Source organism: Haemophilus sp. HN_Hi16, assembly GCF_049823435.1.
Lineage (GTDB): Bacteria > Pseudomonadota > Gammaproteobacteria > Enterobacterales > Pasteurellaceae > Haemophilus > Haemophilus influenzae_D.
The window spans coordinates 1,525,784-1,540,600 of sequence record NZ_CP187500.1 but is presented as its reverse complement, the minus strand read 5'-3'; the positions used below and the strand labels follow the sequence as shown (position 1 = coordinate 1,540,600).

Annotated in this window: 10 protein-coding genes and 1 pseudogene; 5 read left to right on the top strand and 6 right to left on the bottom strand. The window is 39.0% G+C overall.

Translation table 11 applies throughout. The features are described 5' to 3' along the window. Positions 1 to 843: 843 nt before the first annotated feature. Entirely contained in the window at positions 844 to 1,524 is a 681-nt protein-coding gene (locus ACPT9C_RS07645; protein ID WP_050948466.1) for a SanA/YdcF family protein, read from the bottom strand. A 157-nt stretch (positions 1,525 to 1,681) separates the two neighbouring features. On the opposite strand from ACPT9C_RS07645, the gene metX reads away from it, so the two are divergent. Beyond that, the gene (gene metX, locus ACPT9C_RS07640) at positions 1,682 to 2,758 is read left to right on the top strand and encodes a homoserine O-acetyltransferase MetX (RefSeq protein WP_425627460.1); all 1,077 of its coding nucleotides are present in this window, start codon (positions 1,682 to 1,684) and stop codon (positions 2,756 to 2,758) included. Positions 2,759 to 2,812: 54 nt separating this feature from the next. On the opposite strand, the gene gyrA is transcribed toward metX, so the two are convergent. Further along, positions 2,813 to 5,455: a DNA topoisomerase (ATP-hydrolyzing) subunit A gene (gene gyrA, locus ACPT9C_RS07635; protein ID WP_425627459.1), complete on the bottom strand. Its 2,643-nt coding sequence runs from the start codon at positions 5,453 to 5,455 to the stop codon at positions 2,813 to 2,815. A gap of 569 nt (positions 5,456 to 6,024) precedes the next feature. Continuing rightward, positions 6,025 to 7,788, bottom strand: coding sequence for a 30S ribosomal protein S12 methylthiotransferase accessory factor YcaO (gene ycaO, locus ACPT9C_RS07630; RefSeq protein WP_425627458.1), 1,764 nt, complete (start codon positions 7,786 to 7,788; stop codon positions 6,025 to 6,027). Positions 7,789 to 7,958: 170 nt separating this feature from the next. Between ycaO and ACPT9C_RS07625 the strand changes: the two are divergent. Continuing rightward, a pseudogene (locus ACPT9C_RS07625) lies at positions 7,959 to 8,030 on the top strand (carboxymuconolactone decarboxylase family protein); the annotation flags it as partial. Positions 8,031 to 8,201: 171 nt separating this feature from the next. Then, positions 8,202 to 8,918, top strand: coding sequence for a hydroxyacylglutathione hydrolase (gene gloB / locus ACPT9C_RS07620; protein ID WP_050948462.1), 717 nt, complete (start codon positions 8,202 to 8,204; stop codon positions 8,916 to 8,918). Between the two features lie 43 nt (positions 8,919 to 8,961). On the opposite strand, the gene tehB is transcribed toward gloB, so the two are convergent. Beyond that, a complete protein-coding gene (gene tehB, locus ACPT9C_RS07615) occupies positions 8,962 to 9,822 on the bottom strand; it encodes an SAM-dependent methyltransferase TehB (RefSeq protein ID WP_050948461.1) in 861 nt (286 codons plus the stop codon). A gap of 112 nt (positions 9,823 to 9,934) precedes the next feature. Then, on the bottom strand, positions 9,935 to 11,983 hold the full coding sequence (metG, locus tag ACPT9C_RS07610; protein WP_050948460.1) for a methionine--tRNA ligase: 2,049 nt from the start codon (positions 11,981 to 11,983) through the stop codon (positions 9,935 to 9,937). A 150-nt stretch (positions 11,984 to 12,133) separates the two neighbouring features. Here metG and apbC point away from each other — a divergent pair, with 150 nt between their 5' ends. Further along, positions 12,134 to 13,246 (top strand): iron-sulfur cluster carrier protein ApbC, encoded by a 1,113-nt coding sequence (gene apbC / locus ACPT9C_RS07605; protein ID WP_423717256.1) that lies wholly within the window; start codon positions 12,134 to 12,136, stop codon positions 13,244 to 13,246. A gap of 46 nt (positions 13,247 to 13,292) precedes the next feature. Here the strand turns inward: apbC and ACPT9C_RS07600 are convergent, their stop codons facing one another. Next, entirely contained in the window at positions 13,293 to 13,955 is a 663-nt protein-coding gene (locus ACPT9C_RS07600; RefSeq protein ID WP_050948458.1) for an NAD(P)H-dependent oxidoreductase, read from the bottom strand. 113 nt (positions 13,956 to 14,068) lie between these two features. Here ACPT9C_RS07600 and ACPT9C_RS07595 point away from each other — a divergent pair, with 113 nt between their 5' ends. Then, complete coding sequence (locus tag ACPT9C_RS07595) at positions 14,069 to 14,743, top strand: cytidylyltransferase domain-containing protein (RefSeq protein WP_050948457.1); 675 nt, start codon at positions 14,069 to 14,071, stop codon at positions 14,741 to 14,743. Positions 14,744 to 14,817 lie beyond the last annotated feature (74 nt).

The following is a 14,817-nucleotide window of genomic DNA, read 5'->3' as shown; positions in this document are numbered from 1 at the left end:
ATGAAATTCTGGTGTTGAACCTGTTGAACGATATACTCTAATACCAGAATATTGATAGCCAGTTTCAAATTTTCCACCAGAAATAGGAATTCCAGTATAATTCCCTCTGACAGTATCTTTAGTGTTGTTTACTGTAATATTTGCGTTTTCTACATTAACATGAGCATTACCAGTATTACTCCCCCATTCCAGTTATACCCTACAGCCAGCCCATAAGCTGCGTCAGAATCAGCTGATTGACTTGTATTTTTCTCACAATTGGATTTTGTGACATTGATATTAAGGTTTTTGATCTCGGCAGTTGAATTACCACGAACAATCATTCCTTTAGGGCGATTGTTTGTTGCCTTGTCACTAGGGGTGACATTGATATTTAATGTTTCAGCTGTTAGTTTGGAACCTTCTACATATAAGGGAACTATCTCGTCTCCTGTAATTGTTTCATTTATGGTTTCTTCGCCTTTTAATGTTAAATGTGCACCGTTTTGTACAGAAAGCTGTTTATTATCTGGAAGAGTATCTGTTTCACCAGTAAGCGTGGTGTCTGTTGTAATATTTTCTGTTAAAGCTGCATAGACTGGAGTTGTACTAAGTGAATAATAGGTAGTAGAAAGCGCAGAAGAGACTAGAATACTAAGAAGTTTTTTTTACAATTTTGCTTGCTTGGGAGAGTTTCATAATTCACCTGATAAATTTTGCTAATTTAAGGATTTGAACGTGGGACTTTACGTAATACCTAACATTCTTTGCAAAAGCGTGTAGATTTTAACCAATTTTAAGTAAGCTTGCAAATTTTTAGCGGAAATTTTTGGTAGAAATACTGATTAGATTTCAGCGATTATTTCACTGAAAATTTTTCTTCGGCAAAGGTTCTGGCTCTCCTAAAAAATAAGGCTCAACCCCTAATATCAAATCAAAAACCGCTTTTATGCGGGCAAAAAATTCTCTTATTTGTGTGGAAAAATGTAATTCTGGCTGTTTTGCCACAAAGCAAATGGCATCAATATTATGTGCTTTGGCAATTAATAGTGCGCGTTCGCAATGAAATTTTTGACTGACAATCGTAAATGCTTGTACTTGGAAAATTTTATCGGCGCGGATAACGGAATCAAGGGTGCGAAAGCCTGCAAAATCACGGAACATTGAAGTTTCTGGTACGCCCATTTTGCGTAAATCGCGAAACATTGCTCGAGGTTCGTTATATTGCAAAGTTCGGTTGTCACCACTTAATAAAAGATAATTCACTTTTTGTTGTTCGATTAGGCTTTTAGCTGTGGTTAAGCGACTATCGTAATAAACGTTCGGTTTTCCGCTGACGGTGTATTTTGATGTGCCAAGCACAAGGGCGTAAGGACGAAAGGGGAGTTCATCAATATTTGTGAATATTTTATCGCGAACATAAAAACTTACGCCTCGATCAACTAGCAAGCAAAGTATAATCAATGCAAAGATTGCGTAGAGTAGTGCGCGAAAAAGTGCGGTGAATTTTGGGGAGAATTTTTTTACTAGCATAGCGGTAAACATAATGAAAAATCGACCGCACTTCAAGGGGAATTTGATGGATTTTGTGAATCGCATTGATGTGCGATAATTTAGCCGTTTAGACGGCTAAAATTTCTTGACAAGCTAATCGACTTACTGATAGTTTAAACGCCATTCTGATTATTACGATAGGTTTTCAATGTCTGTGCAAAATGTAGTGCTTTTTGACACACAGCCTTTAACTCTGATGCTTGGCGGCAAACTTTCCCATATTAATGTCGCGTATCAAACATATGGCACACTCAATGCCGAAAAAAATAATGCGGTATTAATTTGCCATGCTTTGACTGGCGATGCTGAGCCTTATTTCGATGATGGTCGCAATGGATGGTGGCAGAATTTTATGGGCAAAGGTTTAGCGTTGGACACAGATCGTTATTTCTTTATTAGTTCGAATGTATTAGGTGGTTGCAAGGGAACAACTGGGCCTTCATCAATTAATCCGCAGACGGGTAAACCTTATGGTAGCCAATTTCCTAATATCGTTGTGCAGGATATTGTCAAAGTACAAAAAGCCTTGCTTGATCATCTTGGCATTAGCCATTTAAAAGCGATTATTGGCGGATCTTTTGGCGGTATGCAAGCGAATCAATGGGCGATTGATTATCCTGATTTTATGGATAATATCGTGAATCTTTGTTCATCCATTTATTTTAGTGCTGAAGCCATAGGCTTTAACCACGTGATGCGTCAAGCGGTCATTAATGATCCTAATTTTAACGGTGGCGATTACTATGATGGTACACCGCCAGATCAAGGGCTATCTATTGCGCGTATGCTAGGTATGCTGACTTACCGCACTGATTTACAACTTGCGAAAGCCTTTGGGCGTGCCACAAAATCAGATGGCAGTTTTTGGGGCGATTACTTTCAAGTTGAATCTTATCTTTCTTACCAAGGTAAAAAATTTTTAGAACGTTTTGATGCAAATAGTTATTTGCATTTGTTACGTGCGTTGGATATGTATGATCCCAGTTTGGGGTATGACAATGTTAAAGAAGCATTGTCACGCATTAAAGCACGCTATACATTGGTTTCAGTGACAACGGATCAACTTTTTAAACCCATTGATCTTTATAAAAGTAAACAGCTTTTAGAACAAAGTGGAGTCGATCTACATTTTTATGAATTCCCATCAGATTACGGACACGATGCGTTTTTAGTGGATTATGATCAGTTTGAAAAACGAATTAGAGACGGTTTGGCGGGTAATTAATTAGTCATAAAAAAGTGCGGTGAAATTTCACCGCACTTCTTCTCTTATAATAGGTTATTCTTCAGAACTACTTTCTTCCAAAGAATCTTCTTCATCCGCATCACAAACACGCTCTAAACTTACTACGTGTTCATCATCTGCGGTACGAATTAAGCGAACACCTTGCGTGTTACGACCTACGATACCCACTTCGCTTACGCGTGTGCGAACAAGGGTTCCTGCATCAGTGATCAACATAATTTGGTCTGTTTCTTCTACTTGGGTTGCGGCAACGACTTTACCATTGCGTTCACTCACTTTAATCGAAATCACACCTTTTGTATTACGTGACTTAGTTGGGTATTCACTTAACTGTGTGCGTTTTCCGTAGCCGTTTTGCGTTGCGGTTAAAATGGCACCTTCGCCTTTTGGTACAACAAGAGAAACCACTTTATCGATATTTAAGTCTAATGATGCTTCAGCGTTGTCATCAGAAATTTCTTCAATTTCTACCGCACTTTCATCGTCAGAAATATCGTTTGTTAAAGCCAGTTTGATACCGCGAACACCTGTTGCTAAACGCCCCATTGCACGCACGGCATTTTCAGCAAAACGCACCACGCGACCTTGCGATGAGAACAACATAATTTCGTTGCTGCCATCAGTAATATCCACGCCGATTAATTCATCTTCGTCACGTAAATTCAATGCGATGATACCGTTTGAACGTGGACGGCTAAATTCGGTTAAGGCGATTTTCTTCACAATACCGCCAGCAGTTGCCATGACTACGAATTTATCTTCTTCGTAAGCAGAAACTGGCAAGATTGCAGTAATACGTTCGTTTTCTTGTAACGGAAGAATATTCACAATTGGACGACCGCGTGCGCCACGGCTCGCTTGCGGAAGTTGATATACTTTCAACCAATATAAACGACCACGGCTAGAAAAGCAGAGGATCGTATCGTGAGTATTTGCCACCAGTAATTTTTCGATGAAATCTTCTTCTTTCATCTTCGTTGCAGATTTGCCTTTACCGCCACGGCGTTGTGCTTCATAGTCAGTCAGTGGTTGGTATTTCACATAACCTTCGTGAGAAAGCGTCACAACCACGTCTTCTTGTGCGATTAAATCTTCTAAATCAATATCGCCAGAAGCAGCGGTAATTTCAGTTAAACGATCATCACCAAATTGTGCTTTTACTTCTTCCAATTCTTCACGAATTACTTCCATTAAACGTTCTGCGCGACTTAAAATATGAAGAAGATCCGCAATTTTAACTAATAATTCTTCATATTCTTTTATAACTTCTTCAAACGCAATGCCCGTTAAACGGTGTAAACGAAGTTCTAGAATTGCGTTTACTTGCGCTGGCGATAAGTAATATTGTTCGCCTTGAATACCAAGATTTTCTTCTAACTCATCAGGACGAGCAGAAGCATCAAGAAGATTAATAATATCGCTATGTAACGTCCAAGAGCGTGAACTGATTGCTGTTGCCGCTTCCTCACGGTTTTTAGAGTTACGAATGATCGCAATCATTTCATCGATATTAGAACGAGCAACCGCTAAACCTTCCAAAATATGCGTACGTTCACGTGCTTTGCGAAGCTCAAAGATAGAACGACGTGTAACCACTTCACGGCGGTGTAAAACAAAGGCTTCAATAATTTCTTTAAGATTAAATAAACGTGGCTGACCGTGATCCAATGCCACCATATTGATACCAAAGGTCACTTGCATTTGAGTGAGTGAGTAAAGATGGTTTAATACCACTTCCCCCACTGCATCACGTTTAATATCAATTTCAATACGGATCCCTTCTTTATTTGAAAGGTCAGTAATATTGCTGATGCCTTCGATTTTTTTCTCGCGAATTAATTCGGCAATTTTCTCGACTAATTTTGCTTTATTTACTTGGTATGGCAATTCAGACACGATAATTTGCTCGCGTCCTTTTTCGTTGGTTTCTACCGTTGCACGAGCACGAACATACACTTTACCACGACCAGTGCGATAGGCTTCTTCAATCCCTTTACGACCATTAATTAACGCAGCGGTTGGGAAGTCAGGCCCTGGAATATGTTGCATTAATTCATCAATGGTAATTTCATTGTTGTCAATATAAGCCAAACAACCATTTAATACTTCGTTTAAGTTGTGAGGGGGAATGTTAGTTGCCATCCCCACCGCAATACCAGAAGAACCATTTGCTAAAAGTGCTGGAATACGAGTCGGCAATACATCTGGAATCATTAATTCGCCATCATAGTTTGGCGAGAAATTGACGGTTTCTTTATCCAAATCCGTGAGTAATACTTGCGTAATTTTTTGCATACGCACTTCGGTATAACGCATTGCAGCAGGCGCATCACCGTCAATTGAACCAAAGTTACCTTGCCCATCAACCAACATATAGCGAAGTGAGAATGGTTGTGCCATACGAACGATGGTATCGTACACGGCTAAGTCACCATGCGGGTGATATTTACCGATTACATCACCCACAACACGCGCTGATTTTACGTATTTTTTATTGGCGGTATTGCCTTCGCGATCCATTGAGAACAACACGCGGCGGTGAACAGGTTTTAAACCATCTCGAACGTCAGGTAATGCACGCCCAACGATAACCGACATCGCGTAGTCAAGGTAGGAAGATTTAAGTTCTTCTTCGATATTGACAGGGGTGATAGATGATTGGATTGAATCCGTCATTGGTATTCCTTTTTTGATCAAAAATTGTGGCGGATTATAGCATAAAGGTATGTTTTTTACATTAGGATTTCGCCTGATGGCGACTTACTTTCTTTTGCTTGTACAAAAGAAAGTAAGCAAAGAAAAGTACCCCCCAGTTAAATCGCTAATCTTTGCTTTGTTTCAATTTTCTTTACGGCAATTTTCTAAACTCGCAACTACGTTGCTCAGACAGACGAAAATTGCCTAAAAATTGAAAGTCGCAAAGGCGATTTATATGGGGCCCGAGTTTATCGGAGGATCATTTAAAAAGTGCGGTTGGTTTTAGAGCGGTTTTTATATGTCGTTTTATTTGTTGGTAGAATTAAATGGGTTCCCTTCTTTTCCGCCTTTGTTTCACAGAATTTGTAGGAAATTTTCGTCTGTTTGAGCCGCTTGCGGCGAGTTTAGAAAATTTCCGTTAAGCAAATTGTATGAAACAAAGGAAATAAGGAAAAGCAGGGGCGCTTTTCTTTTGCCTACTTTTCTTTGGCGAAGCAAAGAAAAGTAGGTCGTACTTTCAAGAATTGAAAGTACGAAATAAGCCTAATTTATTTTTGATGTGCTCGCTTTGCTTTCTGCAACTTCCCATAAGCCCCCAACAACGCCTGATGTTCCTTAAAGTTTTCCAAATTTTCATCACTTGCAGGAAGATTGTAGAACGGATTGCCACCTTCAGAGACAGCTGCCCAAGCTTGTTCAACTGCATCTTTACCATACATTTTCTCAAACACTGCACGATATTGCGCTGGTTCACGATTTTGATCTAAATGTAATTCAATGATGGAAATTAATGCGCAGTAATAATTCACAGGTTCTGTGGTAAATACGGAGCTGTTCATATTCAGCGTCCAGTTTGCCCAATCTAATGCCTGTTCTAATTCGCCTAATGCAAGGTGGAGCATTGATTTTAATTCACCCACGCGTAAGGTTGTCCAGCCGCTATTTTTAGGTGCAACGATGCCGATAAATTCACGCACGCGAGTCGCATCGTCAATATCTTGGCCATCTAATTCTTCTAATAATTCTTGATAGGTTTCTGCATCGTGATGCCAGTTTGGTAAATCCAGTAAAATTTCGCGCCAATCCATTCCCATATTGTTATTGGCATAAATTAAATCGTCTGCAGGATAAATATCAGACATGCCTGGCACAATAATACGGCACGCATAGACATCCAAATGGTTGTAATCCATTACGTAAACCTCTTTTTCATCGGCACGGAAAATTGCCATTAAATTATTGTATTCTTCCTGCGTTGTACCACTGAAATCCCAATCAGCAAATTCATAATCAGGCGTTTCTTTGAATAAATCCCAAGAAATTAAACCGCTCGAATCAATAAAGTGGGTTTCTAAATTAGCGTGTTCAGCCACATCATCGTTATTGAAAGAGGGCGGTGAGAAAACATCTAAATCTTTCAAGCTACGACCTTGTAAAAGTTCCGTCACCGTACGTTCTAATGCCACTTGGAAATTTGGATGTGCACCAAAAGAGGCAAAGCAAGTGCCGTTATTTGGATTGAGTAGCACCACACAAATAACAGGGTATTTTCCGCCAAGTGAAGCATCAAAAGCATAAATTGGGAAGCCTTCTTCCTCTAATTTTGCAATGGAAGCCTGAATAGATGGATAGCGATCCATCATAGATTTTGGAATTTCTGGCAGACTGATCGCTTCGGCGATAATTTTGTTTTTCACATAACGCTCAAATACCTCTGACAAGCCTTGCACGTGCGCTTCAAATTTTGTATTGCCAGCAGACATGCCATTTGAGACATAAAGGTTAGCAATAATACTTTGTGGAATGTAAACGGTTTGTTCGTCCGACTGACGAACATAAGGCATCGCCACGATCCCGCGATCATAATTGCCAGATTGTAAATCTACCAATAATTCAGGCGTAAGCTCGGCATTAGGATCAAAATGATCCAATAAATAATCATCTAAAATGCCATTAGGCAGTAAAGCATCATCTTCAATCGGGAACCATTTTTCATTGGGATAATGCACAAAATCGCCGTTTGCAATCTCTTGCCCTAAATAGAAATCAGCAAAGAAATAATTAGTGGAAAGACGTTCAAAATATTCGCCAAGGGCAGAAGCTAATGCCGCTTTTTTGCTTGCGCCTTTACCATTAGAAAAACACTGTGGGCAGTCTTTATCGCGAATATGCACAGACCACACATTTGGCACAGGATTAAGCCAAGATGCCTCTTCAATATTAAAACCAAGTGCGGTCAATTTTTGCTGAAATTTTGCAATGCTATCTTCCAATGCGGCATCTTTGCCAAGGATAAATGTTTGTTCAGACATAAAGTACCTTATTAATATCGTTAAAAATTGCCGTATTCTAGCAAAATTTGATCGTTAGTTATAACTTTCTAATCTATAAAGTGCATTTTATTTCTTTTTATTTATTAAAAAACCTTCGTATTATTTCTCACACAAAACATATCTATTTATATTTATTTAGGAGAAACACAATGTCTAAATTTCAAATTCATACTGTTGAAACTGCACCTGAAGCCGCAATCGAGGCTTTAACTGCGGTAAAATAAGTTTATTTTATTTCTAGTGGCTTAGGCGACTTTTCTTCATTTGGTTATTTTAGCCTAAATCAAATTTTTAGTTGTTATCTAGGATAACTCAAAAAAGAAAAATTTGGTCGCGTTGGCATTCCAGTTTACAATCATTTTATTCCTCCATCACAAATGAAAAGGACGATTATGTTATTTGCTTTGCCTGCGCTGAATGATAACTACATTTGGCTTTATCAACGAGAAAATCAGCCTCTTATTATTGTCGATTTGCCTGAAACGGACAAGCTGTTTACATGGCTAGATAAGCAAAACGCAACAGTTGAAGCGGTGTTGCTTACTCACGAACACGACGATCATACACAAGGTGTGTCAGCATTTAAAAAACGTTATCCAACGGTGCCGATTTATGGGCCGCAAGAATGTGAGAAAAAAGGTGCAACTCAAATTGTGAACGAAGGGACGATCCTTACCACACATTATCAAATTGATGTCATTCCGACGGGTGGACACACTAAACAGCACGTTAGTTTTTTAGTGGATAATCATTTATTTTGTGGCGATGCGTTATTTTCTGCAGGTTGCGGACGTGTTTTCACAGGTAATTATGCGCAGATGTTTGAAGGTTTACAGCGTTTGAATGCATTGCCTGACGAGACGATTGTTTGCCCTGCTCATGAATATACCTTGGGAAATTTAGCATTTGCGGAAACTGTGCTGGTGGAAAAAAGTGCGGTAGAAAAAAGTGCGGTGGAAAAACAACGTATTTTTGTTGAAACACAACGGGCTGAAAATAAACCTAGTTTGCCAACAACCTTAAAACTAGAGCGAGAAATTAATCCGTTTTTACAAGCAAAAACACTTGAAGAATTTACCGCACTTCGCAAGGCCAAAGATATTTTCTAATATTGGGTGAGGACAAAGTGCGGCGATTTTTTAAATTAGCAGATTATTTCTTTTTTGCTAACATCGTGGCAAATTTCATTTTAATGCGATTGCCGTTTTCATCGGTTTTGTGTAATTCGCCTATATTTTCGTTATATTCTAAGAATTCCCAATCTTTGTAATATTCTTTTAATTCATTTTCAGCAAAAGTGAAAGAGAACGGAAGTGGGCAAGGCATATCATCAGTGGACATAGCGGCAACGATTAAGTTATACCCGCCAACATTGGTGTGTTCTTGCATATTTTTAATGATTGACGGCACACGTTCACGATTTAAGAACATAAAAACTACCGTTGAAACAATAAAATCATAGTTTTCTTGAATGTTGGCAGAGTTAATGTCGTAAAGTGCGGTAGAAATATTAAGGTTTTCTTTCTCTTTGGTTTCATTTAAAAAGGCAATGCTGTTTTCATTGTGATCCCAAGAGGTTACATCATAGCCTAATAAACTTAAATAAAGTGAATTACGCCCTTGGCCGCAACCTAAATCTAATACTTTACAAGGCGAGATAATTTTTGCTGCATCCACTACATCACCGTGAGTGGCAGTCATGTTGTATTTTTTACTGAAATAATCTTCTTTTTTGCAATAGAAACCTAGGGTACATTCTAAATCATCAGAAAGCGCTTCAACACGATGCCATGCTTGAGGTTCAACAAAAGGAATCTCGCTTTCTGGGGTGAAAATATGCTCAGCAATGACATCGCCATTTTCGGTTAGCTCATAAAATTTGAGCTTACCTTTTAATACAGTTAATTTTCCCCAAGTGCCGACTTTTGTGTTGTGCTTTTCTTGGAACATTTGTGGCAATTTGTCTTTTGTCCACACTGGCATTTGTTTATAGCAAATTAATTCGTTTTTCATAATATTCTCCAAATAGGTAAATAGTTGAGTGTTATAGTAGGTTATAAGTCGCCTATTTTCAACAAGAAAATAAAAGGGCAACGTGATGTTGCCCTCATTTAGATTGAATTGATTATTTTACTTGCATGCCCGCAGTGACACCACTATCGGCAGATAACAAGAATAAATCACTACCGCCTGTTCCTGCGGATAGAATCATTCCCTCAGATACGCCGAATTTCATTTTACGTGGTGCAAGGTTTGCTACCATAATCACAAAACGACCTTCTAATTCTTCAGGTTTATTGTAAGCTGCTTTAATGCCAGAGAAGACTTGACGAGTATGATCGCCAAGATCCAATTCAAAACGTAAAAGTTTATTGGATTCTGGCACTGCTTCGCATTTCAGTACTTTTGCTACACGCATATCAAGTTTAGCGAAATCATCAATCGTGATGGTTTCCGCAATAGGTTCAACGGCAGAAAGTGCGGTTGGTTTTGCTTCAGTTTTTTCTGCTGCTTTATTGGCTGCGGCAAATAAGGCTTTGGTTTCTTCCACAACGGCATCAATTTGTTTTTTCTCTAAACGAGAGAATAAGGCTTTGAACGGTGCAAGGGTATGACCAAGTAATGGTTGATGAATATTATCCCAACGTAATTCAGCTTGTAAGAAGGCTTCTGCACGTTCTGCCAGTTTTGGAAGAACCGGTTTTAAGTAAGACATCAACACGCGGAAAAGCTCAATTCCCATTGAACATACGGTTTGCAATTCTGCCTCTTTACCTTCTTCTTTTGCAATCACCCAAGGGGCTTTTTCATCAATGTATTTATTGGCTTTATCCGTCAATGCCATAATTTCACGAATGGCTTTATTGTATTCACGGCTTTCGTAATAAGCGGCGATTTGCTCGGCTTGGGCGGTAAATTCTGCAAATAATGTTTCATCTTCCAGTTTATCCGCAAGTTTGCCTTCAAAGCGTTTCGCAATAAAGCTGGCATTGCGTGAAGCCAGATTCACTAATTTGTTTACAATATCCGTATTTACACGTTGTACGAAATCTTCAAGGTTAAAGTCTAAATCTTCAATGCGATCATTTAATTTTGCTGCATAGTAATAACGCAAACATTCAGGATCGATATGATTCAAATAAGTGCTGGCTTGAATGAAAGTCCCGCGAGATTTTGACATTTTCGCCCCATCCACCGTGACATAACCGTGAGTGAACACATTAGTCGGTTTACGGTAGCCACTGCCTTCAAGCATTGCAGGCCAGAATAGACTGTGGAAATAAACGATGTCTTTACCGATGAAATGATAAAGCTCCGCATCACTGCCTTCCGCCCAAAATTCATTGAAATCAATACCTTCACGATTGCATAGATTTTTGAATGAAGCCATATAGCCGATTGGTGCATCTAACCAAACATAGAAGAATTTATCTTTTGCGCCCGGAATTTCAAAACCGAAATAAGGCGCATCGCGTGAAATATCCCATTGTTGTAAACCGCTCTCAAACCATTCTTGCATTTTGTTGGCAATTTCAGATTGAAGTGAGCCAGAACATGTCCATTCTTTTAACATCCCTTCAAATACAGGTAAGTCAAAGAAAAAGTGTTCAGATTCTTTTACAACAGGTGTTGCGCCAGAAACAGCTGAACGAGGATTAATTAAATCCATTGGGCTGTAAGTAGATGCACACACTTCGCAGTTATCGCCATATTGATCTTCTGCTTTACATTTCGGGCAAGTGCCTTTCACAAAACGATCAGGCAAGAACATATTTTTTTCAGGGTCGAATAACTGAGAAATAACTTTACTCTTAATAAAGCCATTGGCTTTGAGTTTATTGTAAATTTCTGCAGTGAGTTGTTTGTTTTCTTCGCTGTGAGTGGAATGATAGTTATCAAAACTAATATTGAACCCTGCAAAATCACGCAGGTGATCGGCTTTTGCTTTAGCAATTAATTCTTCAGGTGTAATGCCAAGTTTATCGGCATTCAGCATAATCGGTGTGCCGTGCGCATCATCTGCACAGACAAAATGGATTTTATTGCCACGCATACGTTGAAAACGCACCCAAATATCCGCTTGGATATGTTCTAACATATGGCCTAAATGAATTGCCCCATTGGCATAAGGCAAGGCACAAGTGACTAAAATTTTACGGGGTTGAGTTGTCATTTATTATTCTCTTTTTTAGCATACAAAAATTGTGCTTATCTTACTTTAAATAGGGGATTTTTTCTAGTTTGAAAAACTTTAACTTAACATACCGCACTTTCCGTGATTAAATATGCTCGACAAATTTACTCTACTAAACAGGAAGTTATTATGGCAACCTACTTTTCTGATAATTTGACTGCCGAGCAGCAAAATCAAGTTCAGCAGATTATTCAACAATTTCAGCATCCAACCCTGCAAAAGGATCTGATTGTGTTTAATACTTTGAAAAAAGTGGAAAAGGGCGGTGATACTTTACGCATTGAATTGAAATTACCTTTTGCATGGAATTCTGGTGCAGAACAGTTAAAACAAGCGGTTTCAGATGCGTTGTTGAAAGCAACAGATTGTAAATCAATTAAATGGGCGATCTCGTATCAAATCGCTACACTTAAACGTGCAAATAATCAACCTGCTGTAAAAGGTGTGAAAAATATTATTGCTGTGAGTTCTGGCAAAGGCGGTGTAGGGAAATCATCGGTTTCTGTTAATCTAGCTTTAGCATTACAAGCACAAGGCGCACGTGTTGGGATTTTAGATGCGGATATTTATGGCCCTTCTATTCCCCATATGTTAGGCGCAGCGGATCAACGTCCAACTTCGCCAGATAATCAACACATTACCCCAATTAAAGCCCATGGTTTATCTGCAAATTCCATTGGCTTTTTAATGAATGAAGATAGCGCAACAATTTGGCGTGGCCCAATGGCGAGCAGTGCATTAAGCCAATTATTAAATGAAACCCTATGGGATAGTTTAGATTATCTTGTTATCGATATGCCTCCAGGCACTGGCGATATTCAACTTACCTTATCACAACAAATTCCTGTGACTGGCGCAGTGGTTGTGACAACTCCACAAGATATTGCTTTGCTTGACGCAGTAAAAGGTATTTCAATGTTTGAGCGAGTATCCGTACCAGTGTTAGGCATTGTGGAAAATATGTCGATGCATATTTGTAGTAAGTGCGGTCATCACGAAGCGATTTTTGGCACAGGCGGTGCAGAGAAAATGGCGGAAAAATACAATGTGAAAGTATTAGCCCAACTTCCTTTACACATTCGTATCCGTGAAGATTTAGATGCAGGCAATCCAACTGTTGTGCGAGTGCCTGAAAATGAAATTTCACAATCGTTCCTACAACTTGCCGAAAAAGTCTCTACAGAACTTTACTGGCAAGGTTCTGTAATCCCAAGTGAGATTTTATTTAAAGAAGTGAAATAGTCAAAAAAGATAGGGCTGCATTTGCAGCCCTTTTTTAATGGGATTTTTACTCCACCCATCTCACTACTTCATCCAACGCTTTACGGGATTTTTTCGCAATATCACGTGAGCGGTAGCCAAAGGTTGCGGCGACAGAAACCGCATATTCTTGAGGATCGAATAATCCTTCTTCGGCGAGGCATTCATTCATTTTATCGTAATGAAAACCTTCAATTGGGCAAGAATCGATGCCAAGGGCGGCAGCGCCAGTGAGCATATTTGCAAGAGCGATATAAGTTTGTTTACTGCACCAATCAAATAAAGTGCGGTCGCTTTCGAGCAATTTCATATCTTCTTCTTGCAAGGCTTTGTATTTTGCGAGAGCGGCTTGTTGTTGCTCTGCGTTCAAGCCTTTACGAACCATCACATCCACAAAAAATGGACTGTCATAACGGGCATTTTTCTTCGCTAAAATCACCACAAGGTGACTGCAATTATCAAGCTGATTCATCATTCCCCAGCTAAAAGGTTTCATTTTTTCGCGCAGGGTTTTATTTTGAATCACTAAAAACTTCCAAGGCTCGGAGCCTACAGAACTCGGCGATAATCGACCGCACTCTAAAATACATTCAAAATCTTCATCACTGATTTTTTTTGCGGGATCGTAATAACGTGTTGAACTGCGTTGATGAAAGAGTTCTAGAACTTGTTCACGAGTAAGTTGAGTCATTTTATTTCCTCTTTGTTAAACAAAAATGTGGTGCCATATTAAAGATTAGTTTTTGCTAAAACAAGGGAAAGATTCTAGAATGGTCAGCACTTTTATCACAGAGGGTGAAAATAATGATAAGAATTGCAATTATTCCTGCGAGAGCAGGTTCTAAAGGCATTAAAGATAAAAATTTACAGCTTGTTGGTGGCGTTTCTTTAGTGGGACGTGCGATATTAGCGGCACAAGAATCGGGTATGTTTGATCAGATTGTGGTGACATCAGATGGCGAAAATATTTTAAAAGAAGCCACAAAATATGGTGCAAAAGCAGTGACTCGCCCTGAAAGTTTGGCGCAAAGTGATACACGCACCATTGATGCTATTTTGCATTGCTTAGAAACTCTCAATATTTCACAAGGTACGACTGTACTTTTGCAGCCAACTAGCCCATTGCGCAATGCTTTAGATATTCGTAATGCAATGGAAATTTTCCTTGGCGGCAAATATAAATCAGTGGTTTCCGCTTGCGAATGTGAGCATCATCCTTATAAATCCTTCACTTTAGAAGGCACTGAAGTTCAGCCTATTCACGAATTAACGGATTTTGAAGCCCCTCGCCAAAAATTACCGAAATCTTATCGTGCAAATGGCGCAATTTATATTAATGACATCCAAAGTCTCTTTGAAGAAAAACGCTTTTTTATTGCACCAACGCGTTTTTATTTAATGCCAACCTATCGTTCCATTGATATTGATTCCACACTTGATTTGCAATTAGCCGAAAGTTTAATTTCAAAAGAATTCTAAAAAAATTGACCGCACTTTGCGGTCTTTTTTATGTCTATTTTGTTTATTTACATTTAGAAAAGAGGATTTTACAA